The sequence below is a fragment of the Moraxella boevrei DSM 14165 genome, from assembly GCF_000379845.1.
Classification (GTDB): domain Bacteria; phylum Pseudomonadota; class Gammaproteobacteria; order Pseudomonadales; family Moraxellaceae; genus Faucicola; species Faucicola boevrei.
This window is the reverse complement of sequence record NZ_KB903770.1, coordinates 59,540-84,609: the sequence shown is the minus strand read 5'-3', so window position 1 is coordinate 84,609 and position 25,070 is coordinate 59,540. Positions and strand designations below refer to the sequence as shown.

General features: G+C 39.3%; 26 protein-coding genes and 1 tRNA gene. 9 read left to right on the top strand and 18 right to left on the bottom strand.

Going from position 1 to position 25,070, the window contains the following annotated elements:
• Positions 1 to 16: 16 nt before the first annotated feature.
• Both A3G3_RS12790 and folE read right to left on the bottom strand, forming a co-directional pair.
• Positions 17 to 757 carry an NAD(P)H-dependent flavin oxidoreductase gene (locus A3G3_RS12790; protein ID WP_019518568.1) on the bottom strand — a complete coding sequence of 247 codons (741 nt, stop codon included), beginning with the start codon at positions 755 to 757 and terminating at the stop codon, positions 17 to 19.
• A gap of 109 nt (positions 758 to 866) precedes the next feature.
• A complete protein-coding gene (gene folE, locus A3G3_RS0100420; protein ID WP_019518567.1) occupies positions 867 to 1,469 on the bottom strand; it encodes a GTP cyclohydrolase I FolE in 603 nt (200 codons plus the stop codon).
• Between the two features lie 221 nt (positions 1,470 to 1,690).
• On the opposite strand from folE, the gene A3G3_RS0100415 reads away from it, so the two are divergent.
• Positions 1,691 to 2,497 (top strand): enoyl-ACP reductase FabI, encoded by an 807-nt coding sequence (locus tag A3G3_RS0100415; protein WP_019518566.1) that lies wholly within the window; start codon positions 1,691 to 1,693, stop codon positions 2,495 to 2,497.
• A gap of 192 nt (positions 2,498 to 2,689) precedes the next feature.
• Here A3G3_RS0100415 and A3G3_RS0100410 read toward each other — a convergent pair whose 3' ends face one another.
• The gene (locus A3G3_RS0100410) at positions 2,690 to 3,019 is read right to left on the bottom strand and encodes a hypothetical protein (RefSeq protein ID WP_019518565.1); all 330 of its coding nucleotides are present in this window, start codon (positions 3,017 to 3,019) and stop codon (positions 2,690 to 2,692) included.
• Between the two features lie 223 nt (positions 3,020 to 3,242).
• Here A3G3_RS0100410 and A3G3_RS0100405 point away from each other — a divergent pair, with 223 nt between their 5' ends.
• The 4 genes from A3G3_RS0100405 (at position 3,243) to A3G3_RS14800 (ending at position 4,662) form a co-directional block, all read left to right on the top strand.
• Positions 3,243 to 3,542 (top strand): YeaC family protein, encoded by a 300-nt coding sequence (locus A3G3_RS0100405; protein ID WP_019518564.1) that lies wholly within the window; start codon positions 3,243 to 3,245, stop codon positions 3,540 to 3,542.
• Positions 3,543 to 3,620: 78 nt separating this feature from the next.
• A tRNA-Met gene (locus A3G3_RS0100400) sits at positions 3,621 to 3,697 on the top strand.
• Between the two features lie 216 nt (positions 3,698 to 3,913).
• Positions 3,914 to 4,084: a hypothetical protein gene (locus tag A3G3_RS14395; protein WP_019518563.1), complete on the top strand. Its 171-nt coding sequence runs from the start codon at positions 3,914 to 3,916 to the stop codon at positions 4,082 to 4,084.
• Positions 4,085 to 4,089: 5 nt separating this feature from the next.
• On the top strand, positions 4,090 to 4,662 hold the full coding sequence (locus tag A3G3_RS14800) for a hypothetical protein (RefSeq protein WP_019518562.1): 573 nt from the start codon (positions 4,090 to 4,092) through the stop codon (positions 4,660 to 4,662).
• 26 nt (positions 4,663 to 4,688) lie between these two features.
• Here the strand turns inward: A3G3_RS14800 and A3G3_RS0100385 are convergent, their stop codons facing one another.
• The 3 genes from A3G3_RS0100385 to A3G3_RS14390 all read right to left on the bottom strand — a co-directional run bounded on the left by A3G3_RS0100385 (position 4,689) and on the right by A3G3_RS14390 (position 5,659).
• Positions 4,689 to 5,141, bottom strand: a complete 453-nt coding sequence (locus tag A3G3_RS0100385) for a helix-turn-helix domain-containing protein (protein ID WP_019518561.1) — start codon at positions 5,139 to 5,141, stop codon at positions 4,689 to 4,691.
• Positions 5,141 to 5,365, bottom strand: coding sequence for a ribulose bisphosphate carboxylase small subunit (locus A3G3_RS0100380; RefSeq protein ID WP_019518560.1), 225 nt, complete (start codon positions 5,363 to 5,365; stop codon positions 5,141 to 5,143). Before A3G3_RS0100380 ends, A3G3_RS0100385 begins: the two co-directional genes overlap by 1 nt.
• Before the next feature lie 135 nt (positions 5,366 to 5,500).
• On the bottom strand, positions 5,501 to 5,659 hold the full coding sequence (locus A3G3_RS14390; RefSeq protein ID WP_019518559.1) for a hypothetical protein: 159 nt from the start codon (positions 5,657 to 5,659) through the stop codon (positions 5,501 to 5,503).
• Between the two features lie 222 nt (positions 5,660 to 5,881).
• Here A3G3_RS14390 and dnaE point away from each other — a divergent pair, with 222 nt between their 5' ends.
• Complete coding sequence (dnaE, locus tag A3G3_RS0100370; protein ID WP_019518558.1) at positions 5,882 to 9,412, top strand: DNA polymerase III subunit alpha; 3,531 nt, start codon at positions 5,882 to 5,884, stop codon at positions 9,410 to 9,412.
• Between the two features lie 116 nt (positions 9,413 to 9,528).
• On the opposite strand, the gene A3G3_RS0100365 is transcribed toward dnaE, so the two are convergent.
• The 7 genes from A3G3_RS0100365 to A3G3_RS0100335 all read right to left on the bottom strand — a co-directional run bounded on the left by A3G3_RS0100365 (position 9,529) and on the right by A3G3_RS0100335 (position 15,208).
• Positions 9,529 to 10,341 (bottom strand): RNA methyltransferase, encoded by an 813-nt coding sequence (locus A3G3_RS0100365; RefSeq protein WP_019518557.1) that lies wholly within the window; start codon positions 10,339 to 10,341, stop codon positions 9,529 to 9,531.
• A 23-nt stretch (positions 10,342 to 10,364) separates the two neighbouring features.
• Positions 10,365 to 10,709 carry an Hpt domain-containing protein gene (locus A3G3_RS0100360; RefSeq protein ID WP_019518556.1) on the bottom strand — a complete coding sequence of 115 codons (345 nt, stop codon included), beginning with the start codon at positions 10,707 to 10,709 and terminating at the stop codon, positions 10,365 to 10,367.
• 151 nt (positions 10,710 to 10,860) lie between these two features.
• Entirely contained in the window at positions 10,861 to 11,634 is a 774-nt protein-coding gene (lpxA, locus tag A3G3_RS0100355; protein WP_019518555.1) for an acyl-ACP--UDP-N-acetylglucosamine O-acyltransferase, read from the bottom strand.
• Between the two features lie 59 nt (positions 11,635 to 11,693).
• On the bottom strand, positions 11,694 to 12,209 hold the full coding sequence (gene fabZ / locus A3G3_RS0100350) for a 3-hydroxyacyl-ACP dehydratase FabZ (protein ID WP_019518554.1): 516 nt from the start codon (positions 12,207 to 12,209) through the stop codon (positions 11,694 to 11,696).
• Positions 12,210 to 12,249: 40 nt separating this feature from the next.
• The gene (lpxD, locus tag A3G3_RS0100345) at positions 12,250 to 13,308 is read right to left on the bottom strand and encodes a UDP-3-O-(3-hydroxymyristoyl)glucosamine N-acyltransferase (RefSeq protein ID WP_019518553.1); all 1,059 of its coding nucleotides are present in this window, start codon (positions 13,306 to 13,308) and stop codon (positions 12,250 to 12,252) included.
• A gap of 11 nt (positions 13,309 to 13,319) precedes the next feature.
• The gene (locus tag A3G3_RS0100340; RefSeq protein ID WP_019518552.1) at positions 13,320 to 13,805 is read right to left on the bottom strand and encodes an OmpH family outer membrane protein; all 486 of its coding nucleotides are present in this window, start codon (positions 13,803 to 13,805) and stop codon (positions 13,320 to 13,322) included.
• A gap of 89 nt (positions 13,806 to 13,894) precedes the next feature.
• Positions 13,895 to 15,208, bottom strand: coding sequence for a PD40 domain-containing protein (locus tag A3G3_RS0100335; protein ID WP_156802056.1), 1,314 nt, complete (start codon positions 15,206 to 15,208; stop codon positions 13,895 to 13,897).
• A 230-nt stretch (positions 15,209 to 15,438) separates the two neighbouring features.
• On the opposite strand from A3G3_RS0100335, the gene A3G3_RS0100330 reads away from it, so the two are divergent.
• Positions 15,439 to 16,839: an ABC1 kinase family protein gene (locus A3G3_RS0100330; protein WP_019518550.1), complete on the top strand. Its 1,401-nt coding sequence runs from the start codon at positions 15,439 to 15,441 to the stop codon at positions 16,837 to 16,839.
• A gap of 131 nt (positions 16,840 to 16,970) precedes the next feature.
• On the opposite strand, the gene A3G3_RS0100325 is transcribed toward A3G3_RS0100330, so the two are convergent.
• The 4 genes from A3G3_RS0100325 to A3G3_RS0100310 all read right to left on the bottom strand — a co-directional run bounded on the left by A3G3_RS0100325 (position 16,971) and on the right by A3G3_RS0100310 (position 21,653).
• The gene (locus tag A3G3_RS0100325) at positions 16,971 to 17,270 is read right to left on the bottom strand and encodes a hypothetical protein (protein ID WP_019518549.1); all 300 of its coding nucleotides are present in this window, start codon (positions 17,268 to 17,270) and stop codon (positions 16,971 to 16,973) included.
• Positions 17,271 to 17,303: 33 nt separating this feature from the next.
• Complete coding sequence (gene queC, locus A3G3_RS0100320; RefSeq protein ID WP_019518548.1) at positions 17,304 to 18,020, bottom strand: 7-cyano-7-deazaguanine synthase QueC; 717 nt, start codon at positions 18,018 to 18,020, stop codon at positions 17,304 to 17,306.
• Between the two features lie 84 nt (positions 18,021 to 18,104).
• Complete coding sequence (locus A3G3_RS0100315) at positions 18,105 to 19,670, bottom strand: hypothetical protein (RefSeq protein WP_019518547.1); 1,566 nt, start codon at positions 19,668 to 19,670, stop codon at positions 18,105 to 18,107.
• Positions 19,671 to 19,709: 39 nt separating this feature from the next.
• Positions 19,710 to 21,653 carry a hypothetical protein gene (locus A3G3_RS0100310; protein ID WP_019518546.1) on the bottom strand — a complete coding sequence of 648 codons (1,944 nt, stop codon included), beginning with the start codon at positions 21,651 to 21,653 and terminating at the stop codon, positions 19,710 to 19,712.
• Positions 21,654 to 21,870: 217 nt separating this feature from the next.
• On the opposite strand from A3G3_RS0100310, the gene A3G3_RS0100305 reads away from it, so the two are divergent.
• Together A3G3_RS0100305 and A3G3_RS0100300 are read left to right on the top strand one after the other, a co-directional pair.
• Positions 21,871 to 22,545: a hypothetical protein gene (locus A3G3_RS0100305; protein WP_019518545.1), complete on the top strand. Its 675-nt coding sequence runs from the start codon at positions 21,871 to 21,873 to the stop codon at positions 22,543 to 22,545.
• 58 nt (positions 22,546 to 22,603) lie between these two features.
• The gene (locus A3G3_RS0100300; RefSeq protein ID WP_019518544.1) at positions 22,604 to 23,158 is read left to right on the top strand and encodes a hypoxanthine-guanine phosphoribosyltransferase; all 555 of its coding nucleotides are present in this window, start codon (positions 22,604 to 22,606) and stop codon (positions 23,156 to 23,158) included.
• Between the two features lie 49 nt (positions 23,159 to 23,207).
• On the opposite strand, the gene recD is transcribed toward A3G3_RS0100300, so the two are convergent.
• Positions 23,208 to 25,067, bottom strand: coding sequence for an exodeoxyribonuclease V subunit alpha (gene recD, locus A3G3_RS0100295; protein WP_019518543.1), 1,860 nt, complete (start codon positions 25,065 to 25,067; stop codon positions 23,208 to 23,210).
• Positions 25,068 to 25,070: the final 3 nt, after the last annotated feature.

The following is a 25,070-nucleotide window of genomic DNA, read 5'->3' as shown; positions in this document are numbered from 1 at the left end:
CCACTAAATAAATTGGTTAAATTTGAAGTAAAAATTTATGAGTTGGCTTGGTATCGCACTCATCAGCAAGCAAAAATGCCGTGCCAATTTGTACCAAATCTGCCCCCAACCCAAAAGCCGATTTTACCGTGATATTATCACTAATCCCACCTGCTCCGATAAGTGTAATATCACTATTTTTCAATAATTTAGCAATATTTGGTAATAAGCTAAATGTACCTGATTGCGTGGTTAAATCCTTATCCAAAAACATACCACGATGCCCGCCAGCCTCAATACCTTGAGCGATAATCGCATCAACGCCTTTATTTGCCAAAAATTTGGCTTCGTTTACAGTGGTTGCTGTTGCCAAAATTTTTGCACCAGATTGTTTAACCATAGTTAACAAGTCATCATCAGGCAAACCAAAATGAAAACTGACAATCGGCACTTTTAAATCGGCAATCAGTTCCGCATTTTCACGGTTAAACGGCTGTCTTGCCCCTGTAAGAGCAATATTTTGATTATCTATATTAAATTCATCATAAAATTTTTGTAAAGTATAAAAATTGACATTAAACGGTGTGTTAGTCGCTTGTTGGATTTTGATAATTTCTTGTTCTATTTTGTCTGCAGATAACATGGCACAAGGCAATGATCCAATCGCATTTTCTTGACAAACGGCAATCGCAAGTTTGCTATTCTGCACGCCTGCCATGGGTGCTTGGATAAGGGGTTTGGTTTGAGATTCTTGTAAAAATTGGATAAAAGTTGACATTTTATTTGACTTATTAATCGTATGAAAATGTCAACAATAGCATAATTTTTTACACTAACCTAGTGGTAAATCGTGATAATTTTTTAAATTGATATCAATATACGATTGATTAAGGTTGTGGAATTGCCATTAAAAACTCATTGCGAGCGTCTTTATTGTCTTTAAACTCTCCCAACATTGAGATACTGCGAGTACTAGACTGTTGCTTGTTAACACCACGCATCATCATGCACATATGCACCGCATCCATGACCACCGCACAGCCTTTTGCCCCTGTCATGTCTATGACCGCTTGGGCGACTTGTTTGGTGAGATTTTCTTGAATTTGCAAACGGCGAGCGTACATATCCACGATACGAGCCATTTTTGACAAGCCAATTACTTTATTATCAGGCAGATACGCCACATGAGCCACCCCATAAAATGGCAACAAATGATGCTCACACATGGAATAAAACTCAATATTTTTTACCAAAATCAGCTCATTGTTATCAGTAGGGAAAATCGCACCGTTGGTAATTTCTTCCAAATTTTGATGATAACCTTGGGTCAAAAATGCAAAGGCTTTAGAGGCACGCATCGGTGTATCTACCAGTCCTGCACGGCTCAAATCTTCCCCTGCATTGCTGATAATTTGGGCATAATGCTGTGCAGTGCTGTCTACATCAAAAATAAAATCAGAACCAATAGGGCGTTGGGTGTTATTTGACATTCTAAAAACCGACCAAAAATAAATCGGGTTATTTTAAGGATTATTTGATTTTTGTAAAGTATTTTTTTGTAATTAATTGATATTTAATATCCTTGTTTTTAAAAAATATTATCAATTTAACCATCAAGCATTAAGGTTTACAGTTGTACTTTTTATGCAATTTATTTTTGCCAAAATGTGCTATAATGTGGTTTTTCATCCATTTTTTTAAGGAAATCATCATGTTGTTAACAGGCAAACGATTTGTGGTAACAGGCATTGCCAGTAAATTATCCATTGCGTGGGCAATCACCGAAAGCCTGCATGCACAAGGGGCAGAGCTGATTTTGACTTATCCGAATGATAAAATCAAAAAACGGGTAGATATGGCGAGCAAAGCTTTTGGTGCGGTGGCGGTATTGCCGTGTGATGTGGCGAATGATGCGGATATTGAAGCGTGTTTTGCCAAAGTTGCCAATATTTGGGGTGATGGGATTGATGGTGTGGTACACGCCATTGGTTTTGCACCTGCCGAACAGCTTGACGGCGATTTTACCGATGTTACCACCCGTGAGGGCTTTGCGATTGCTCATGATATCAGCAGTTATAGCTTTATTGCGTTGGCAAAGGCGAGCCGTGAATTGCTCAAAAAACGTCAAGGTTCACTGTTAACATTAACTTATGAAGGTAGTATTTCGGTGTTGCCAAACTATAATGTGATGGGCTTAGCAAAGGCGAGTTTGGAAGCGTCGGTGCGTTATTTAGCAAGCTCACTTGGGGCAGATGGTATTCGTGTTAATGCGATTTCTGCAGGACCAATTCGCACATTGGCGGCAAGTGGTATTAAGTCATTTCGTAAAATGTTGGACATGAATGAAAAAATCGCACCGTTGCAACGTAACGTCACCCAACAAGAAGTCGGTAACGCTAGCTTGTTTTTGTTATCACCTTGGGCAAGTGGCATTACAGGTGAGATTTTGTTTGTGGATTGTGGGTTTAACACCGTTGCTATGAGTGAAAAAATGTTGGTAGATGATGACGAAGTGTAATTTTTAACCATGACAAATAACAATGACAATTGTGGAGTTTGATTAAACTTAGCATAACAAAAAAGCAACTGAAAATTTTGCAAAAATATGCTATTTTTAGGAAAATGTTCAATTTCGCATAATGTATATTATGTTAAATAATAGATGACACCCATTAACCACCTGATTTAATTACGTCTTTTAGGCGGTCAGTCACTTGCAAAAAGCCATTGTTATCAATCTTAGCAATATCTTGCGTGTGTAAATAACCACCTTGCCACTTTCCGACATACCATAAGCAGTATAGGCTTCAATGCCATTCGCTACCGCATTTCTCGCTTGTAGAGTTAGTGACTGTAACACATTGGCAAGGCGATTAATGCGTTTAAAAAAATCGGTATAATTATAAGTCAACTTATCGGCATAATGGATTTTTTGATTGCGAGATGCGACTTTTGCCCTGTCTAATAAGTGTTTGATAATTAACGGATATTGATAATTTTCACTAGCAGGTTGATAATCGCTTAGGTTGATGTTGCTCATCTTAATCTTCCTTGAAAATGGTGAAATTGAACAGACTTTTTAACAAGTCAAAGCTAAGAGTGATTTGGCTTACAGTCATTTGTTTTAAAAAATCCTTCTTGCCAGATTAATAATTCTATAAAATTTTGTCAAGATTTTTCTTGCAAATTACTTGTGCAAAATTTGAAAAAATTTGTTATATTAGCAGTTTTTGTCAAAAATGTTTAAAAAATAAGGTTTTGCTATGGATAAACAGCAGATTTTAGATGCCCTAACCCCTGAAATTGTTGAAAAATTTCGCACTGCCATTCAGCTTGATAAATGGGAAAATGGCGTACGTTTAACCGATGAACAGCGTCATACCTGTATGCAGGCAGTTATGGTGTGGGAGCATGAATATTTGCCTGTAGATGAACGTGTCGGCTATATTCACCGCCCTAAAAAAGAGTCGGAAGATTGCGATATCGGGCATGACCAACATTATCCACACGTTGCACCGAGTGAGATTGACATGGAAAAACCTGTACAATTTCGTAATTGGTAAAAAATACAGATTTTTTGATAATTTTTTAAAAATCGCTTGACGTGTAAAAATTTTTGCGTATAATATGCCCCTACAAAAGGCGATGTAGCTCAGCTGGTTAGAGCGCACGACTCATAATCGTGAGGTCAAGAGTTCAAGTCTCTTCATCGCCACCATATAAAATCTTTTAAAATCAATAACTTAGCAGAGTATAATCCCCTATTGTGGATCAGTTTGTGGGCTAGGTGATATTGATAATAAAGGTTAAAAAACGTTTATATATCAATGCCTTAGCGGATTTTTATGGTCTGTTAGGGCTTTTTATTCTCGTGGGCTAGATTTTGCTTTTTAAATCTAAAAAGCCGTATTCTACAAGGGATACGGCTTTTTTTGTGTGGGCTAGTTTAGGATTTTGGCAAGATTGGGTCGCAATTTTAAACGGTTTAAAACAAAACGGTAAACAAAAGCACGCCCCTGCTCGTGCATTTTTGTTGTTAAAATCTCGGCAGATTGGGGCGACTTATATCTTAGCGATAAAAAAGTTTGCGAACGTTACCAAGTAGAATTTTTGGGCATAGACACAACAGGTGCGGGCATTGCCGTGGCTGAACACGTCAAAGCATTTTATTCGTATTACACTGGCATTAATTATAGCATAGAAGTCAAAACTCGCATGGCGTTGCGGATAAAAGAGCTGTCTTACCACCGAAAAATTCAGTTTGACGCAGGCTATATTTTATATTTATCCGACCCACTCACCACACAAGCAGACGTGGACATCCTAGAGCAAGCGGTCAAAGAAAGCAAAGGGGCTGGTAACTTTAAAAACTTATTCATGTATGTGCCAAATGGCAAGGCAGACGGTGCCAAAGTGATACCACTTGCCGAAGTCGCTGCCAAAGATGAATTTATGAACATCAAAATCGCAAGCCGAGACGACCAGTTAGCAGGACACCGAGTGCCACCACAACTCATGGGCATCGTGCCAAGCAACGCAGGGGGATTTGGCGACATCAAAAAGGCAGCCGAAGTGTTTTATTTTCATGAAATTTTGCCAATCATCAATCTTTTAACCGACTTAAACGCAAAACTGGGCGAAGAGATTATCAGTTTTAAAGAATATGATTTGAAAAATTTATAATTTATAAGGAATAATTGATAAACAAATCACGCAAGGCTAACCGTTGCCACATCGTAATCATTTTGCGACAGTTTGCCTTGCCGATACAACCACTCGGCAACCTCCCCCCAATCATACAAAGCCGAACCTGACAATACCCCTGCAACAGGTTTTGGAAAATTACCACAACCACGCTTATTATTGGCATAATGACTCATTGTCGCCCTTGAAACATCAAGGCGTTTTGCCATTTCTGCCAATGATGATACACCTTTTTCTTGCAAAATCAAATCATAAAATCCAGCTTGATTTAAATTGGCAAACGCACTCTTAACCGCATCTTTGGCGGTATCAGCAATACGGTCAAACTCAAGATAAATCACATTATCCAAACGGCAAACCAACGCATCATCACAACCTGCTTCAAACAACAAATCATCAAGGCTATCATCAAAGGCAGTGGCATCACGGACGATAATGGTAAAATGATAAGTATTCATTATTCAGCTCCTTTACATTCATCAACTTTACGGATAATTTGTTTGGCATGATTTTCAGGATTTCTTGGTGTACTCCAAACACTCATTTGATGTTCACTATGTCCAAAATGACAACGTAACCGACAATAAGCATGGCTTGATTTACCACTTTCTATTTTATGCCAACCATTTGCAAGAGCATACTCTATCGCTTGGCTAATGGCTTTGTTGGAGTGGCATTTCATAAAGATAACTCATTTTTTGTTTCCATTATAAAATAACTGTTTACAAATGTAAACACTTTGATTTACTAAAATAATCAAGCAAATAAAACAAAAACCTTTAACTTTACCTTAAAGGTTTTTGTTTTTTATTTTAAATTAGAAACCATTCAGCATTCGAATAACATCCACAACCCCCTGCTTTAACTCAGCAACATTCTCCGCCAAAATATTCAATAACAATGCCAAATTTTCCACTTGAGCTTGATAAGTTTCCAAATTCACTTGATTGCTAAATCTATTCTCTAAATCACTCACGCCGTTCTCCTCATCATCTATAGCTTACGTTTAAGTGGTTGTATACCAACTCTACACAGCCAACATAGCAAGCAATGAATTAAAAAAAATAAAAATAATTTAAATCAAAAACAACAAACTCGCCATTTATGCTTTTTTTCAGCAAAAATGCTATAATAGACTTTTCTAATCTAAAAATCATACTTATTTAGTTATCATCTTTCTATTTTCAAAAGGCATAGCATGGCATTTGTACATTTTGGCATTCACAGCGAATTTTCCATTACCGACTCTATCGTGCGTATCAAGGAATTGGTGAAAACGGCGAGTAAAGACGGTCAGTTGGCGTTGGCGTTGACCGATTTATCCAATTTGTATGCCACGGTCAAATTTTACAAAGCCTGTTTGGGTAGCGGTATTAAGCCAATAATCGGTTCAGAAATCCTGCTAGATGACGAACACCACAGCGTGATGTTGTTGGCAAGCGACCAGCAAGGCTATAAAAATTTAACCAATATCGTGTCACTCGGCTTTACGCATGGACAAGTACTTGGCAAACCGCTTATCAAACGTGATTGGGTTTTTGAAAATCACGCAGGGATTATCGCCCTACTCACCGAAAAATCGGACGTGGGACAAGCCATGTTGTCTAATCATGCTAAGCGTGCTGATACTTTATCACAAGAATGGCAAAACGTGTTTGGCGACCGCTTATATTTTGCGGTAAAACGTACCAATCGTGCCAATGAAGACCGTTTTATTGAGCAAGCCATTCGCCTATCAAACGCTTACAATGTGCCAATCATCGCTCATAATGACGTGCGTTTTTTGGTCAAAGATGATTTTGAAGCCCATGAAGCCCGTGTGTGTATCGCCAATTCGCAAATCCTTGCCGACCCCAACCGCCCACGAGCGTATTCCGAAGAACAATATTTAAAAACTCAATCCCAAATGGCAGATTTGTTTAGCGATATGCCACAAGTGATTGATAATACGCTAGATTTAGCAAAACGCTGTAATGTGATTTTGACATTAGGTAAACCTGTGTTACCCGCCTTCCCCATTCCACCTGAAGATACGATTGATACATTTTTTCGTAAAACGTCACAAGAAGGCTTAGAACGTCGTTTGGAAAAACTATATCCGCTAGAAAGCCGTGATGAAACGTGGGAAAAAATTCGCAAACCATATGACGAACGCCTAGCGTTTGAGATTAATACAATTTTGCACATGGGTTTCCCTGGCTATTTTTTAATCGTGATGGACTTTATTCGTTGGGCAAAAGCCAATGACGTTCCCGTCGGACCAGGTCGTGGCTCTGGGGCTGGCTCGCTTGTGGCTTATGCATTGAACATTACCGACCTTGACCCACTGGCTTACGATTTACTTTTTGAGCGTTTTTTAAACCCTGAGCGGGTGTCCATGCCTGACTTTGACGTGGATTTTTGTATTGAAGGGCGAGACCGAGTGATTGATTATGTTGCTCAAAAATACGGACGTGAAGCGGTTTCACAAATCATTACCTTCGGTACAATGGCGGCAAAAGCGGTGGTGCGAGATGTGGCTCGTGTGCAAGGAAAATCCTATGGTTTGGCGGATAAAATTTCCAAACTTATTCCAAAAACACCTGGTATTTCGCTCAAAGAAGCGGTGGAAGAAGAAGCCCAGCTAAAAGATTTATTAAACAATCCTGATAATATGGATTATGAAGATGCCAATGAAATTTGGGAAATGGCGTTGCGTTTGGAAGGGATAACCCGTGGTGTCGGTAAGCACGCAGGGGGTGTGTTAATCGCACCGAACAAAATCACCGACTTTAGTGCGATTTATTGTGATGACGAAGGGCATCGCGTCAGCCAATTTGATAAAGATGACGTAGAAGCAGTCGGCTTGGTTAAATTTGACTTTTTAGGCTTGCGAAATTTAACCGTTATCCATGCGGCGGTCAAAAATATTAACCAACGCCGAGCGAACGAGGGGCTTGCTCCGTTAGATTTGGACGAATTACCGCTTGATGATAAGCCAACTTATGGTCTGTTACAAGACGCCCACACCACCGCGGTTTTTCAGCTTGAAAGCTCAGGCATGAAAAAATATTTAGCAAAGCTAAAACCGACGAATATTGAAGACGTGATTGCGATGTGTGCCTTGTATCGTCCCGGTCCGCTCGGCAGTGGCATGGTGGATATGTACATTGACCGTAAACACGGCGTGCTTGACGTTACTTACGACCATGAATGGCTTGAGCCTGTGTTGTCTAACACGTATGGCGTGATTGTCTATCAAGAGCAGGTAATGCAAATCTCGCAAATCATGGCAGGTTATAGTCTTGGCGGTGCGGATATGTTACGCCGTGCCATGGGTAAGAAAAAACCTGAAGAAATGGCAAAACAACGCTCTATTTTTACCGACGGTGCCAGAGAAAAAGGTGTTGATGAAAAATTGGCAGGTGAAATTTTTGATTTAATGGAAAAATTTGCCGAATATGGTTTTAACAAATCTCACTCGGCAGCCTATGGCGTATTAGCCTACCAGACCGCCTATCTAAAGCATTATTACCCTGCAGAATTTATGTCAGCGGTTATCACGTCTGATATGAATAATACCGATAGTGTGGTGTTTTTTATCAATGATTGCCGAGAAAACTTTGGTCTAAACGTTGAAAATCCGTGCGTTAATCATTCCAATTGGGAATTTGTACCCAAAGACCCAAAGACTGTTATTTATGGCTTGGGAGCGTTAAAAGGCGTGGGTGAAGGGGCGGTAGAGTCCATCGTTCATGCTCGTCAAACAGGTGGAAAATTTACCGATTTGTACGATTTTTGTCGGCGAGTAGATACCAAAAAAGTCAACAAACGCACGCTAGAAGCCTTAATTCGTGCAGGTTGTTTTGACAGTTTTGCCCAAAACTTACGCCCTGAATTAAACAAAGAACAAGCCTTTGATATTCGTGGTGCATTATTGCAAGAATTACCAAAAGCAGTACAGTCTGCCGAGCAACACCGCCAAAATGATAGTCTTGGCATGATGGATATGTTTGCCGAGATGAGCGAAGTTTCCGCTCCACCGCCGTTACCACATGAGCCTGTTTGGACAGATAAAGAACGCCTAAAAGCCGAAAAGGACACGCTTGGACTATATTTGACAGGGCATCCTGTGGACAGTTATCGTGATGAACTCAAACGCTACACCAACTGCACTTTGGATAAATTGAGCGAAACCAAATTTGGCAGTACACTGTTTATCGCAGGGATTATCATGGATGTGGCAAATTTTGGCAACCGCTCGGTGATTAGCCTTGATGACGGCAAAAGTCGCATTGAAGTCAGCTGTTATGCCGAAAAATTTCACCGCCTAAAAGACAAACTCAAAGTAGAAAGCGTGGTGCTGATTGAAAGTACCGTACGTGAGCGAGACGGCGTGTTTTATGCGACATTACAAGACGTGTTAACTATGACAGACGCTCGCAAACGCTGGCTCAAAAAAATCTCGGTAAAAATCGCAGGCACGGATTTGTCGTTATTTGAACGGTTGCAAAACTTGTTATTAAAGGCGGATAACTCTACCATTCACTATCTTTCACATCAGTTAAACCAATCAGACGAAACTGCTGAAAATCACGCTGGCGTGCCGTTAAATCTGTGTGTTTATACCGATTTTGCGATTGCCAATTTGAATATGCCTGAACATTGGCAAATTTTACCTGATGATGATAATTTATTGGCATTAAAAGCGTTGGTAAAAGATGAAAACTTACATCTTAGCTTTGCTTAAAAGAAATTTTGCTAAAAATTAGGTTTTGCGTTCGTAGTGAACCTTTTGAAGTATTGGAAAACCATGGCATTTTAAACAACTTAATACGAACGGTTTTTAGATTTAGCACGCTAAATTTATTGACGTTGTTTGATTTTGGCAATCATCGCTTGTAACAGTTGAAATTCTTTGATATCTAATTGCAACCGTCCAAATAATCGGCTGACCCGTTGCGGTAACACTTTAGATTGATGGGCATCGTACAGATTTAAATCGCTTAATAATGCCAAAAAACTGGCTTCAAGTTGTTGTTTTTGTGTATGATTAATCGCAGGCTCGTCCCATTGTTGGCGAAAATTTAACGCCAATTCATGCGAAATTTTGGGTGATTTTTCTACTAAATTTGGGTTTAATAAGGTTTCTTCCGCCACGTCATAAATCACGCTAGCAATCACTTGCACCGCCATTGCCACGTTTAGCACGCTATAGTCAGGATTAGCAGGGATTTGCACATGATAATCCGCCAACATAAGTTCGTCATTGGTTAAACCACGGTCTTCACGTCCAAATACAAAAGCGATTTTTGGCAGTACATCACCATTTTGGCGTTGTGAAAAAAACTGATTGATTAACAGTTTTGCCGAATTACGTGGGGTAAGTACAGGTTTTGGAATATGACGTTGACGGCTACTGGTGGCAAATACCCATTGACAATCGGCAATCGCCTCTGCCAAGGTATCGGTATATTGGCAGTTGTGTAAAATCGCTTCGCCCCCTGCCGATAGCGCAATCGCATCCTCATCAATCGGTTTTTTCGGATTAACCAAAATTAAATGGTGTAAACCCATGGTACGCATGGCTCGAGCCACTGAGCCAATATTGGCAGGCAAGGTAGTATTCACCATGATAATATAAATATTATCTAATAATTGTGTTAATTGCTTATCCATTAGATTGCCAAAAATGGATGCAATTATTGCCCGATTAATTGCTTAATGTCAGTATTCACCGCTTGCGATTCAGCTTTGATTTCGTCAATTAATTGTTGGTGCTTATGAATTTGACCGCCACGGCAGATTTCCTGCAATTGATAGCACATCTCGGTTAAATGCGTTGCCCCAAGGTTTGAGCTTGCCCCTTTTAGGCTGTGCGATGCTTCAAACCCCATGCGGTTATCATCATTGTCAAACGCCACTTGCATTTCTTCAAGGCGTAGTTCGCTATCCGACATATAAGTATTAATTAAATCTAAAAAATCTTCTTCCAATAAATCACGCAATTCTTCAAATTGCGTCTGACTGATGTGTTGAGTACTCATCAAAACGCTCCATAAAAATAATGACAAAAACAATAACCATGCCAAAATAGCAATTTTATGTTAGGATTATAACAAATTTTAACAAAATCTTGTCAGTAATTTTGTAAATGATTATTATAATTTTAAAAAAATATGAAATAAACCCAGTGATTTAACGAGTTAATCCACGCTCACTATAGATTAAAGAATTAATTAATAATTGCACTTTTGGTTCTTCTAATAATAGTGGTTGCAAAGCGTCAATTGCTGATTGTTTTACTAGAGCTGAACGATAAATAATCTTATACGCTTGTTTTAAAGTATCAATAGTTCGGCTTGACCAGCCTTTGCGTTTCATACCTTCCACGTTTAAACCATGGCTTTTGGCAGGGTTGCCCGATACCATGTTAAATGCACCCACATCTTTTAAAACCAAACTCGCTCCACCAATCATGCTAAAATCATCAATGCGACAAAACTGGTGAATGCCCGAATTACCGCCGATAATCACATGATTACCAATCACTACATGACCTGCCACACCGACATTATTAGCAAGAATATTATCATCGCCAACTTGACAATCGTGAGCAATATGGGTATTTACCATGAATAGATTGCGGTTGCCAATTTTGGTTAAACCCTTGTCTTGGACAGTGCCACGATGTAAGCTACAGGCTTCACGGATACAGTTATCATCACCGATTTCTAACCAAGTTGTTTCGCCTTGATATTTTAAGTCTTGACAATCTTCACCAATACTAGCAAATTGAAAAATCTCATTACGCTTACCAATGCGAGTATTTTTAGCGACCACAACGTGCGAATGTAGCACGCTATCTGCCCCAATACTGACCGCATTACCAATGACGCAAAATGCCCCAATCTTGGCAGATGGGTGAATATTTGCCGTGGGATCAATGATTGCCGTTGGGTGGATGTGCATGAATTTTCCTTAACCGTGAAAAGGACCTATTATAGCATTTTGCCAAAAATTTGCCAAATTTAGCCTTTACCATATTGACGGCGTTGTTCACTTAAGGTGATTTCAGCACTCACTGCTAACTCGCCTGCCACTTCTGCAGTGGCAGAAAATTTGTAAATTCCGCCCCGAGCCATGGTTTTTTGCGTGCGTAACACCAACTGGTCACCGGGGATTACCAAGTGTTTAAAGCGGACTTTATCCACCCCTGCAAACAGATATAAAATACCGTCTTTGGGTTTGACATTTTTGCTGATAAACTGCAATACCCCTGCCGATTGTGCCAAGGCTTCAATCATCAACACCCCTGGCATTACAGGCTCTTCAGGGAAATGCCCATGAAAAAATGGTTCATTAATTGACACGTTTTTAATGGCGGTAATCCACTCATCAGGGCGACAAGCGGTTACTCGGTCAAGCAACAAAAACGGATAACGGTGGGGCAAATAATCACGCAACTCCATGATGTTAATGGGCAAAGTGATTTGGCGTTCTGCTAAAGCGGTCAAATCTTGTTCGGTTAATAACTCGGTGTCCATACATTTTCCTTTTAAATTTTTAATCAAATCATTAAAAAATTTAATTTTTAACTAACTGTTTGATTTTAATTGCCATTTTTTTCCACATTGGGGTTGGTAACATCGGCGTGCCTGATGAATAACTGCCCTTTTGTTGGATGCTTTTGGTAACCATGCTCATGCCTGTGATGGTAACATCATCACAAATTTCAATATGCCCTACCAAGCCAACACCCCCTGCTAACACGCACCGCTTGCCGATTTTACTACTACCTGCTATACCGACACAACCTGAAATCACCGTGCCGTCGCCGATTTGCACATTATGGGCAATCTGTACAAGATTATCAATTATCACATGATTGCCGATCACAGTATCACCTAATGCCCCACGGTCAACACAACTTTGACTACCGATACGCACATGATTACCAATCACCACTCGCCCAAGCTGATGAATTTTTTGCCAACCGACCACCGCCGTATCACCTTTTGGGGCATATCCAAAGCCGTCATTGCCGATACTGGCATGGCTATGTAGCACCACAAAATCACCAAGTTGACAATGATGTGCTACAAAACTATGGGGTTTTAATTGACAACACTGCCCAATTTTTGCAAAATCTGCCACGACGACGTGACTGTCAAGCACGCAGTTATCACCGATTTCAACATTTTCGCCAATCACACAATAGGCCCCAATCTTCACATCACGCCCAATGCTAGCACTCTCATCAATGCTAGCAGTTGGGTGCATACGCCCACTTATCAAAGCATTGGGCTGATATACAAAACTTTCACTTAATTTAGCAAAAGCAAGGTAGGGATTTGCCACCTCAATTGGCAACGTCTGATTTGGAAAATTAGGTTGACATGTTGGTAATAATTTATCGTGTACCAGTACTGCCCCTGCTTGGGTGTTGCTTAGTTGCTCTTGATATTTTGGGTTTGCCAAAAATGCCAATTCATTGGCTTTTGCATCTTTTAATGGAGCAATACCTGTTAAAGTAAAGTTTGGATTGTTTTTAGCAAAAGTTAATAATATATCCGTATTTTTTACTGACGTTTGTGGGTCATTTGCCAACTGATGAATAAGTTCGGTTAACGTAAGATTGCTCATTTTTTAATCAATTATTTCACTTGTTGATTTAAGGCATTGGTAACGTCATTGGTAATGTCAAACTCAGGTTTAACAAAACTCACCGCTCCCGTCGCATCGTCAATCAAAACATCAATATTCTTTTGTTTCATCAAGTTTTGCATAATTGTTTTTAGTTGTGGGTTGATTTTATTAAAAATTTCTTTTTGATTGATAGTTAAAGTCTGCTGAATTTGGGCAGAAACTTGTTCGTAGTTTTTAACATTGCTTTCAATTTGTTTGGCAATCTCAGCTTTTTGACTATCATCAGCGGTGCGGTATTGTTGCTGTAGGCTTTCTATATTGGCTTGATAGGTTTTGATTTGTTGTTGTTTGGGTTGAATGGCGTTTTGAGTGGTGACGATTTTATCTTTGGCAAAAGTGGTATTGGCAATCGCCAGTTCAGAATTCCATACCGCAACGGTATTAGCAAAACTAGCACTACTAAGTATCATTAAACTTAATAATAATTTTTTCATAATAAGCCTTTAAAAAATATAAATAACACGATGGACTACGCCAAAAAAGCTAATCCATCTTACACGAATAATTTAGAAAAGAAAAATCGTTAACGATTTGGATTTAGCCAAATTGGGTTATAAATCGTGCCTTTTGGCACACCGTATTGGCTTGGATTAATGCTAATTACGTTGCCTTTGGTATTAATGGTTAAGGCGTTTTTGGTTGAGTAAATATAATGCATGCCATTGGGTGAAATACTCGGTGCTTCGCTTACCCCTGCGTTATTTATAGATTTTACTGAACCTGTGGTCAAATCACGCACCACACCGTTATTTGTGCCTGATAAGTAGCTCATTTGTTTGCCATCATTACTGATACGAGCCATACTATTTAAACCACCACTCGTTAATTGTTGCATTTGCCCATTGGTTAAATTGTAACGGAAAATTTGCCCACGGTTGTTACCATGACGGTCAGACGTGAACACGAATGATTTGCCATCTGGCGACCAACTTGGGTATATTTCTGGAGCGGGGCTGTTGGTCAATCGGCGTGGATTGCCACCGTTGGCATTAGCAAGGTAAATATCAGGATTACCGTCTTTATCACTACTAAACAAAAGTTGGCTACCGTTAGGGGATATCGCCCCACCAAGGTTATTGGCTTTGTAAGGCGTTACCAAATTTACCGCACCATTAATATCAGCGACATATACAACAGGATAGCCATTGTGTTGTTGTTCTTCAAAGGTGAACTGTCTGCCGTTAGCGGATGGATTTAACGCTTTAATATTGCCTTTTACCGTGCGGATGGTTTGTGGGTTATAGCCGTCCACGTCCGATACGACTAGGTATGACGTGGCATTTTTGGCTGTACCTTGTTTCACCACATAAGCAATTTTTCCTGAGAAATCACCTTTAATACCTGTGATTAATTCTAACACTTTATCAGCAATTTTGGCACTCGCAAAACGCAAACTTTGGTTATTATTTTGGGCTTTTTCGGTATGCACACCGCCTAGCACTTGCCCTGTTTGTACATTGATGACTTCAAAATTAATTTCTACATTGCCACGGTTACTTTTACTGTTACCAACCACTACATACGGCACTTGACGGGCTTGCCATAATTCTAAATGTAGCTCACCACTGCTGTAAGGATTTTCAGGTAAGCTGTCACTGCCTGCCATTTGTCCGATATTTGTCAAATAGTTTTCTACCACATCAGACACGCCTTTTGCCCCTGCAAATGGCACAATGGCAATTTGCGTGGCAGAACGTGGAGCGGTTTTGACAATAGTGGCTTCTGCACCATAGGCTTGTGGTAAGGCGGTGGCGATTAAACCGATTAAACCAAGTTTTGCTAAATTTTTTGTTAAACTATTTTTATTAAAAATTGGATTTTTGCTAAGATTTTGCATAAGCGGTCTTCTGTTTTTAAAAAATTGCGAAAAATAATAGCATAATTTTTGCCAATAAAAAAGTAGATTACCACTTTTTGGGGCGGTTTTGTTAACAATTTTACCATGATAATGACGGCTGAATTTTTTGTAAAAATCTTTTTTTATGTTAAAATGACCGCATTTTGACAAACGCAACTTTTTTGATGCAACTTTTGACGCACTTTTTAATAAACTTTGCAGGCAGATAAATGACGGACAATCCGAACAGCCAACCCCTTGATACGCTAAAGACATCGGCATTAGACAGACGTTTGTCCATTGCCAAAGCGTCGCTAAACATCGGCAGACGTTGGGCGACCAATAGTGCGTTTGGCGTGTTTAAATCCAAAGAACAAAAACAACTGGATAAACAAGCCTTTATGAAAGAACAAGCCCAATATTTGGTTGATGAGTTAGGTAAACTCAAAGGCTCTGTGGTAAAAATCGGACAAATGCTGGCTTTATACGGTGAGCATTTTTTACCACCAGCAATTACCGAAGCCTTGCAAACCTTAAACAGCAACACGACAACTTTTTCTTGGCATATTATTGAGACTGCGTTACGCCACGAGTTGGGCGAAAAAATCCACGATTTTGATATTGACACGACGCCAATCGGTACGGCAAGCCTTGCTCAAGTACACCGTGCAACCTTAAGAACCACAGGCGAACAGGTGGTGCTAAAAGTACAATACCCCAATATCGCTGATGCGGTGGATAGCGACCTTGATTTGTTTCGTCAACTGCTCAAAGTTACCAATGCCGTGCCACAAACTCGCCAGTTAGATGAATGGTTTGAAGAAATTCGGGATTTGTTGCACCATGAAGTCAATTATCTGTTAGAAGCGAAAACCACCGAAACGTTTTATCAACGCCTAAATGCTGATAAGCGGTATGTCGTGCCACGCATTATCAACGATTATAGCACGAGCCGAGTGCTGTGTATGACCTTTGAACAAGGCATTGCGATTACCGATGAACAAGTGTTTATTTTGCCTGAAGCACGTCGAGATCGTATCGGACAAGCCTCTATTGAAATCATGTTGCGAGAGATTTTTGAATGGGGCGATATGCAGACCGACCCTAATTTTGGCAACTATCTGATACGCACTGCTGAACAGCAAACCGATGCCCACCTTAGCGACCAGCTGGTTTTGCTTGATTTTGGGGCAATTCGTCAGTTTGATGAAAAATTGTTAACAATTGCCAAACGTTTTTTGTTAGCAGGATTTTATCATGACCGCCAACAAATGTACGAAGCAATTAACGATGCAGGCGAGTATTATAGCTTTTTTGCCAAAATGAATGAACAAGTCAAGCATGATATCGTTAAGTTATTTTTGTTGGCAAGCGAACCCTTTAGTTTGCCAAGCCATAATCCGAATATTCCTAGCCACTGTTTGGACAAAGATGGCAATTATATTTGGGCAAAAAGTGATTTACATAACCGTGTGATTGGGCTGGCGAGCAAGTCAGCAAGCTCAAAAGCTTTTAGCGTACCACCAAAAGAGTTTATGTTTATTAGCCGAAAATTTATTGGGGCTTATACCTTTATGACGGTATTAAATGCCAAAACATCGGCAGAAAAACTAATACAACTGTTTATTTAGAATTTATAATTATTTAACTATATTTAAAAAATGAAAATTAGTAATAAAAAAGGTGCGGTTAGTTACCATTTAACCCACCTTTTTTATTTGTTTAAATAGCTGTCGTTAATGGCAAACTTTAATGGCAAAAACTATTTGATAATCCCATTACCACACGCTTTCATACGGTTACTGATGTTTTGAAAGGTTTTGTTGGTACGGATATCTTTGCCAGATTTTACCCAATTATCCAATTCATTTTTTTGTTTTTGAGTAATTTGTGATTGTTCTTTAACCACGCAACTACACACTTTTTGGGCGGATTTGTTGTCGGTGATTTTTTTCTCGGTCATTTGTGCCACGCACGCATTGACTTGAGCGTTGGCGTTGGCAAGGTTTGGCAACATCGCACTACTGCTTAACAAGATTGCCATAAAGATTGATTTTTTCATAGAGTTTCCTGTTTTAACTGAAATAAGGTTATTTTACTGATAACGGGTTGGGTCGTCTATTTCAGCTTGTAAAAAACCTTGCTGACGTAAATAACAACTATCGCAGTTGCCACACGCCCTACCCTCGCTGTCTGCCTGATAGCACGACACGGTCAGGCTATAATCCACACCGAGCGAAACGCCTAATCTGATAATATCTGCTTTACTTAAATGCAACAAAGGCGTTGCAATCGTGAGATGATTGCCCATAACGCCCACTTTGGTGGCAAGGTTCGCCATTTTTGCAAAAGCATCAATATATTCAGGACGGCAGTCAGGATAACCCGAATAATCCACCGCATTCACGCCAATCACAATGGTGTTGGCTTGAGTAACTTCGGCAACTGCCAACGCATGGGACAAAAAAATCGTGTTGCGAGCAGGTACATAAGTAACAGGAATATTGTCATTGTTTTGATTATCACTAAAGTCTGCGGTTTTATCCGCATCAGGTACATTAATGCTTTGGTCGGTCAATGCCGAACCGCCAAGCTGAGCCAAATCAATAGCAATCACTCGGTGGTCAACCTTGGCAATTTTGGCAATATTTTTGGCAGAAGTTAGTTCACTATTGTGGCGTTGCCCATAGTCAAAACTTACAGCAGTCACTTTGGTAAAATTTGCTTTCGCCCAGTACAGACAGGTTACCGAGTCCAAGCCCCCTGATAGTAATACCACTGCATTTTGGCTAGAATGTGTAGATATATTCATAATATTATTTCATTGGTTAAAAGCATGTATTATACACCAATTCTAGCGAGTTTTTAAATTTTACCCCATGATTTTGTTAAACAATCAATAATCTTCATTATCCAGTTCGGTATCAATATCAGCAATTTTTGCCAAATGTTTTAACCATTCAGGCTCTTCACCAAATAATCGCCGAGAATTATCCAATTCCACCAAACGTTTGATTTCCGCTTTGGCATCAATCACATTGCCGTTTGGCGTATCGTTAATGCTTTTGCTAAGCGTATTGAGCGTGCTTGGGCGGTTGATTGGCGTAATTAATTTTTCATTGGGGTCAAACGTTACCCAGGTATTAAGTTGAAAAGATTGGGCGTTAGACGTGGCGGTGTTTTTGGCAAAAATTTGTTTAAGTTGTCCATTTGCCACCACAAAATAAGTCTGTTGCCCTGTCAAACGATTGTCATCGCTCGGCTCAATCGTAAGACGTTTTTCTAAATAATGATTTAATTTTTGTTTATAGTTTTGCCAATTTTTTTGCTGATTTTCATTACTGTTAGCAATCTGTTTGTCCATTTGCTGAATAAAATTTTCTATCATATCTTGATATAGATTATCTTGCTCTTTGGCGGTTTGTTGCCATTCAATCACAACACCATTTTCGGCAATTTTTTGGTTGGCATAGGCAATATTTGGCAATAACAAATTGCGATTAATCGTGCGAAATTGACTGTTTGGTAACGCATCAAAACTTTGTTTTATCGCCATTAGCCACGATTTTGTGGTTACATTTGCAGGCAAATCTTCAGAATTTGAACTAAATTTATACCATTTATCTTGCCACGTCATGCCAAGTTGATTGTCCAAATACAATGCCACGCTCGGCATAATCACGTCAGGCTTGACATACAGGCTTTGGCTTTTCCAGTTAGCAACCAACGGCAACCGATAATGGTATTTTAGGTTCTTATTTTCAAACCCTGCATCAAGTTGCATACTGACAATACCTTGATAAGGCTGATAATTTCCGCTAATCGTGAGTTTACCTGATTTTAGCATAAACTGATTAAGACTACGGATTTGGTCTTGATTTAGTCCTATATACCCCATGATTTCGTTGAGTTCATTTAAGCTTTCACGAATGTTTGCATTGTTATCAGATGCATCGTCACTTGGAATTTCGCTTTCATATAAATAATTATCGTCTTTTTCTGCTTCTGCAATCCCTTCGGCGACAGGATTAACGGTGTTTTCACAGGCTAAAAATGTCTGTTTAATCTGCTCGTACACCAATTTTTTATCATCGGGCAAATCCGCTACTTGCGAAAAATCAGTTAGCTTATCGGTCTTCATTTGGGTAACTAAGGCATCGTCATGCTCCGTTTGGCAATCCGTTGTCAGGTTCTTTTTTGTGTCTTGTTCAGGGTTGGCGTTTAGATAAATTTGATGCTCCGCAATCCAACTTTGATTACGGTATAAGGTTTTTTGCACCGCATCAGCCAGCACTTTTTTGCTATTTTCAGCAGAAATTGGGTTCACTTGCGGTTGCGTCTTAACTGATTGGCAAGCGGTTAACGTGGTCGCAAGCACCGCCATGCTAAGCGATAAATTAAGTGATTGCTTGCAAAAACTTGCCATTTTTTGGGTAAAATTAGCTTGAAATAAGATTTTCATGTTTTTCCTTTAAAACTCCCACCATCTTTTTAATAAAACTTAATAATTAACGGGTACAGGTGCAAATACACTATCTATCTCGGTTTCAGTTTCGTTATCCGCCAACTCATAAGCATAGCCAAAACGTGCATCTTGGGCTTGTCCACGCAGTTTTTTATCCTGATAATAATTTTCTAATAAGGCATTTCCGTCCACAATATCGGCAGGATTTGGCTGATAATAGCGGTGTTTTGTTGGGGTTTCACGGTACTGTAAGCGGTTTAGCGTAATAGATTGGGCTTTAGCGTTAAACAGTCCTGAACGGTAATCGTTAATTTTACGATAAGCAATTAGTTGATTTTTGTTGTCAAAATAATAATAATTAAAATTGTTAAATGACAGGGGGCTAACCGTTTCTACCAATTGAGCCAGTTTTGCCAAATCTTCTGCACGGTACACTTTATTTAGGTTGATTAAAAAATCTAATGTCAAATTAAAGTTTTTATCATCGCTAATATACTCAGGGTGTTGTTCACGGATTTGCTGTAAATGACTGGCAAAATATTTTACTACTCGCCCCACCACAAAGCCGATATCATTGCTGTTTAAACTTACCTTTACCAATCGGCTGGCGTGAATGGATTTGCCATAATCATCTAATACTAACTCATCAAATTTTTCACCATCAAGGTCGGCATATGCCTTGCGAATCGCTTGGATCAAGCTATCTTTTAACAAGGTTAATGGAATATTTTGGCGTAAATCTGCTGGCAAGGTGAATTTTACCGATTTTCCTGCCAAATCAGGCAACGGCTTATCCACCATAAAACTCACCAAGGGCAACGCCACATCAGGCTCAAAAATCACGCTCATTTCATTGATATCAATCAGCATCGGCACACGTTTGTAGGCTTGGGTGTACGGCGTTTCAGTATTTTCTTCTACCACCGTGCTAAACTGACCTGTTTGGTGGTTGTAACTGCCTTGATATTTAATGGTTTGTGGCAATAGATAAGCTTGATTAATCACATCAATTTGAGCAGGCGTTAAGCGTAAATTAAACAACATTTTTGCCAAATTATCCTTGTTAACCTTGCTCGTTATCCCTGTTTCGCTCGTTGATTGTGTTTCATCATTTTCATCAATCGGTCGCCAATTTTTGTTATTATTATCAAGTTCTTTTAATTTATCAATCGCCTTTTGTAAGCTCATTTGATAAACTGATGGCTGATTTTCCACGATATTTTCAATGGTGGTGTATTCAGAATTGCTATTTTTATTGCTATGATTAGCACTGGTTTCATCAGTATTTTTATAAACAATCTTTGAATTATCGGTTAGAATTTGTTTGCTTGGCGTTTCAGTTGTTGCAAGTTCATCTTTTTCAACCGTCGTATTTACGGTTGGCACATCATTTGCGATATCGGCTAATAGCTCGTCAAGGGATTTTTCACGCGGTTCTTTTTTGGGCAAAGGTGGCAGTTGCGATAAACATTGTTCGTAGTTTTGATAAACCGTTTCTAGCTCTTGATTAATTTGCTGTGTTGATTTTGTTGTTACAGTTTCGCTATTATCGCTTGACTTTTTAGCCGTTTTTGGATTGGCTTGTTGAATGGTTTGGCTATAGCTTTTGCTAAAATCCACTTCGCATGCCTTGCGTTCAGGGCGACTGTCATAGCGACTGTCGTCATCATAACCTTTTTTAACGCTAAAGGCTTGGATTGCGGTCAAAAATACGCTAGCATCTTGGCTTTCAATGTCTTGCTGATTGTACAACATATCGACTTGATAATTGGTGGTTTTTTCATAGTCATAACTTTGGCTAAAACGTTGTAACATCGCATTTTTCATCAAATCTTGTGCGGTTAACGTCTTGGCAGTTGTGATTTTTGGGGTTAACCGTTTTTGGGTAGGTTGACTGATTTGGTTGGCGGTTTGCGTTTGGCAAGCAGTTATAGATAACACCAATAACACACTCGTGGTTAATTTGGCAAGAGGATACATAATTTTTCCCTACAAATACAAATAAATAGTGACAATTTAGCATAATTTTTAACAAGAATAAACATATTCACAAAATAAATTTTATTTTGGCGTATTTTTAAGCGATTTTATCAAAAAATCCTTGCTATTCAGTCGAGATTTTTTTTACAATATTCGATTATTTTAATCAATATTATTAAGTTTTAATAATCATATTTTAACATTTTAAGTGAATATTATGTCTTACTATTTCGGATTTTTGCCGTCTGCCGAATTATCCAACACGATTGATACCGCTTATGCGTTAATTGCTCAAAACAGTCTCGAGCGTTATGACGTGTACCGTGATAAAATCACCCATTTAACCAACCAGGAATTGCTTGATATCATGTTGGTTAAACTGATTGAAAGTTTACCTGAGGACTCCGACCGCAAGCAACATTTGATAAAAGTCAGCCATACGATTGAAACAACAACCGATAGGTTAATTAATACCGTTTTAAGCCCTGCTAAAAACAATGACGTGTTGCCAAGTTTTGAATTTTTTGATAAACAAGTATTAAAAAACGACCCACAAGGTAACCGCCGTATTAGCGTACCATTGTCCGATGATTTAGCCAAACAAATATTGGCAAGTTTTGCCAATGTGCAACAAGGTAATGGCAAGGCGGAAGTGGAAAATTTAACTCGGCTTTTTAGCGAATTAACGCAGGCGTGTTTGCAACATTTTTTGGTGGATTTTACCAAAACATTGCCGTTAAATATGTTAAAACGTGGGGCGATACCGATTGCAGACGGCGTAATTAACAAGGCGTTATCGCTGGCACTTAACCGCCTAATTCCACAAATGCCCCAAGATTCACTCGCTCGGTTTACCACTTATTATCAAGTGTTGATTTTTGAAAGCCACTAATGCGAATGTAAAAAAAATGTGATAAAATGGTTAAATTTTCAATCCCAAAAGGTGATGTATGAGCCAATTAAGCAACCAACAAATTGAAGAAGCCTTACGCAATTCTGAATGTTTGATTAGTAGTATTGAAGTGGCAGCGGCGTATGAGCGTCTAGCGGCGAGTGTCAATCTGCACTATGCAGGGCAAAATCCGATTGTCATGGTGGTGATGAATGGTGGGCTAATCCCTGCAGGTCAACTGTTGACGCAATTTACCTTTTATCATCGAATGTATTATATCCATGCGACACGTTATCGTAACAATGCAGGTACAAGCGAGCTTGAGTGGAAATTTAAGCCTGATGTATCGGTGGCTGGTGAAGATATTTTGTTGATTGATGATATTTTTGATGAAGGTATTACCCTAAAAGCGGTGGTGGACGAGCTGAAAAAAGAAAACCCAAAATCTGTCAAAACTTGCGTGTTGTTAAACAAATTACATGACCGTAAAGTAGCGGATTTTAATGTGGATTTTGTTGGGGTGGACGTTGCGGACCGTTATGTTTATGGCTGTGGTATGGATTATCATGGTTATTTACGTCATATGCCTGGTATTTATGCGATTAAAGAATAATTGTTCGATATTAAACGTAAAAAGTTGGGTTTTGCCCAACTTTTTTAAATCAAAACTGCAAAGCCAACCCCGTATGCCGATGTGATTTTTTCTGCAATGCCATTGCCAAACTCTGCTTTTCATTCACCAAAATCACCTCATTTTTACTACGTGTGATGGCCGTATAAATCAACTCTTGACTTAACAACCGCTGATGTGACTGCCCCACACACACCGCCACACAGTCAAACTCTGAACCTTGTGATTTGTGAATTGTCATGGCGTAGGCAGGCTCACACACGCTTGGGCTAAGTTGATTTATCGCCACCAACTTATCCTTATCAGCAAAACATACCATTAACGCCCCATTCACCCACAAACAAATACCAATATCACCGTTAAACAATCCCAAATGATAATCATTCGCTGTAATCATAATCGGCAAACCATGAAAAAAATAATAATTGGACTGCTGTTGACCATGTTGAAAAAAGATTTTTTTAAGCTGTTCGTTTAACGCCTGTTTGCCCAAAATACCATGATTACCTGCGGTTAAAATACGATATCGGTTAAAAATATCAAACAATTTTTTGCGATTTTCATCGGTTAAATTTACCCCATTTTTTTGCCAATCTATCAACAATGCAAAAAACGGTTGGTATGGCTCGGCTAGTAATTGGTAAAGGGTAACTGGCGATTGAAATTTTTCTGCGGGTAACAAGGCGATTTTTTCAGGATTTTTTGCCGTTAGCGTATCGGTAGTTTCTAATAAATCATCGATATCACAAGGTTTATTGTTGTTTAAGGCCTTTTGAATGGGCTGTGCTAATTTTCCCACTTTTGAATTACCGTCAAAACGTTGGGTTTCGGTTAATTCTGTACGAAAATCTTGTAATGCGTCAATTTTGCACAAATCTGCCAACACTGAGCCTGCATCTACCGCCGAGAGCTGATTGGTATCGCCTAGCAAAATCAAGCGTGCTGTCGGTTTAATCGCATCTATCAATTGACTGGCAAGCTCAAGCCCAAGCATTGACGCTTCGTCCACAATCACCAAGTCATCAGGCAATGGATTGTGCTTGTGATAACGTGGCGTGCCGTGCTGTCCAATACCGAGCAAGCGGTGTAAGGTTTTGGCGTTTTCTAGACTGATTTTTTCACCTTTTAAAGTATGTTGTAGTGACTCTTGCATCCGCTGTGCCGCCTTGCCTGTCGGTGCGGTCAATGCAATGGATAATGCAGGCAAATTTGGGTCGTTCGTTTGGGCTTGCTGATGTGCGTGCTGTAGGCGTTTCACCAACTCAGTAACGGTAAAAGTTTTGCCCGTTCCCGGTCCACCTGTAATAATGCTAAATGCGTAACGGTTGGCCTTATCAATCGCTTGTTGTTGCAAAAAATTTGGCGTTTTAATTTTTTCATTATTTTTATCTTGACTATTTGAAGAAGCGATTGGCGGTTGATTATCAAAATCCAACTGCCTTACTTCACGCTGTGTCATTGCCAATAACTGAGTTGCTAACTGATATTCGGCGAACCATTGGCGTTGTAGCCAAAAAGTCCACTGATTACCCTGTTTACGCACCACGACTGGCGTGTTAATTTGGCTTGGTGCATCATCTAATTGGGTAAGCCAGCCGTTATTTTGCCAAGATTGTAAAATCTGCTTATCATTGACATGGCAGTTTAGGCTAAAAATTGTATTGCCATTTTCCAAGGCATTATCCAATAAATTAAATAATTGTTTGATATTAATGTCTGATAATTGGGTAAAATTTTCTGTTTCTGTAGGATTTGATATAATGATTTGCTTAATTTTGCTTAGGCTATTTTTTGATATTAAACGCTGTTTTTGTTGTTGGCGTAACGCAATAAATTCAGCAACGCTGTCTAAGCCTAATGAATTTTCAACTTTTTTTGAGAGATTTTGCATATT

What these genes read in the sequence shown, in the direction of transcription:
- A3G3_RS0100330 (WP_019518550.1), top strand. Translation starts at nt 15,439, where the DNA reads ATGACGGACAATCCGAACAGCCAACCCCTTGATACGCTAAAGACATCG.
- folE (WP_019518567.1), bottom strand. Translation starts at nt 1,469, where the DNA reads ATGTCAAATAACACCCAACGCCCTATTGGTTCTGATTTTATTTTTGAT.
- lpxA (WP_019518555.1), bottom strand. Translation starts at nt 11,634, where the DNA reads ATGCACATCCACCCAACGGCAATCATTGATCCCACGGCAAATATTCAC.
- queC (WP_019518548.1), bottom strand. Translation starts at nt 18,020, where the DNA reads ATGAATATATCTACACATTCTAGCCAAAATGCAGTGGTATTACTATCA.
- fabZ (WP_019518554.1), bottom strand. Translation starts at nt 12,209, where the DNA reads ATGGACACCGAGTTATTAACCGAACAAGATTTGACCGCTTTAGCAGAA.
- A3G3_RS0100385 (WP_019518561.1), bottom strand. Translation starts at nt 5,141, where the DNA reads ATGAATACTTATCATTTTACCATTATCGTCCGTGATGCCACTGCCTTT.
- A3G3_RS0100340 (WP_019518552.1), bottom strand. Translation starts at nt 13,805, where the DNA reads ATGAAAAAATTATTATTAAGTTTAATGATACTTAGTAGTGCTAGTTTT.
- A3G3_RS0100415 (WP_019518566.1), top strand. Translation starts at nt 1,691, where the DNA reads ATGTTGTTAACAGGCAAACGATTTGTGGTAACAGGCATTGCCAGTAAA.
- A3G3_RS0100310 (WP_019518546.1), bottom strand. Translation starts at nt 21,653, where the DNA reads ATGTATCCTCTTGCCAAATTAACCACGAGTGTGTTATTGGTGTTATCT.
- A3G3_RS0100325 (WP_019518549.1), bottom strand. Translation starts at nt 17,270, where the DNA reads ATGAAAAAATCAATCTTTATGGCAATCTTGTTAAGCAGTAGTGCGATG.
- A3G3_RS0100380 (WP_019518560.1), bottom strand. Translation starts at nt 5,365, where the DNA reads ATGAAATGCCACTCCAACAAAGCCATTAGCCAAGCGATAGAGTATGCT.
- A3G3_RS0100300 (WP_019518544.1), top strand. Translation starts at nt 22,604, where the DNA reads ATGAGCCAATTAAGCAACCAACAAATTGAAGAAGCCTTACGCAATTCT.
- A3G3_RS0100305 (WP_019518545.1), top strand. Translation starts at nt 21,871, where the DNA reads ATGTCTTACTATTTCGGATTTTTGCCGTCTGCCGAATTATCCAACACG.
- A3G3_RS0100315 (WP_019518547.1), bottom strand. Translation starts at nt 19,670, where the DNA reads ATGAAAATCTTATTTCAAGCTAATTTTACCCAAAAAATGGCAAGTTTT.
- lpxD (WP_019518553.1), bottom strand. Translation starts at nt 13,308, where the DNA reads ATGAGCAATCTTACGTTAACCGAACTTATTCATCAGTTGGCAAATGAC.
- A3G3_RS0100360 (WP_019518556.1), bottom strand. Translation starts at nt 10,709, where the DNA reads ATGAGTACTCAACACATCAGTCAGACGCAATTTGAAGAATTGCGTGAT.
- recD (WP_019518543.1), bottom strand. Translation starts at nt 25,067, where the DNA reads ATGCAAAATCTCTCAAAAAAAGTTGAAAATTCATTAGGCTTAGACAGC.
- A3G3_RS0100365 (WP_019518557.1), bottom strand. Translation starts at nt 10,341, where the DNA reads ATGGATAAGCAATTAACACAATTATTAGATAATATTTATATTATCATG.
- A3G3_RS12790 (WP_019518568.1), bottom strand. Translation starts at nt 757, where the DNA reads ATGTCAACTTTTATCCAATTTTTACAAGAATCTCAAACCAAACCCCTT.
- A3G3_RS0100335 (WP_156802056.1), bottom strand. Translation starts at nt 15,208, where the DNA reads ATGCAAAATCTTAGCAAAAATCCAATTTTTAATAAAAATAGTTTAACA.
- dnaE (WP_019518558.1), top strand. Translation starts at nt 5,882, where the DNA reads ATGGCATTTGTACATTTTGGCATTCACAGCGAATTTTCCATTACCGAC.
- A3G3_RS0100410 (WP_019518565.1), bottom strand. Translation starts at nt 3,019, where the DNA reads ATGAGCAACATCAACCTAAGCGATTATCAACCTGCTAGTGAAAATTAT.
- A3G3_RS0100405 (WP_019518564.1), top strand. Translation starts at nt 3,243, where the DNA reads ATGGATAAACAGCAGATTTTAGATGCCCTAACCCCTGAAATTGTTGAA.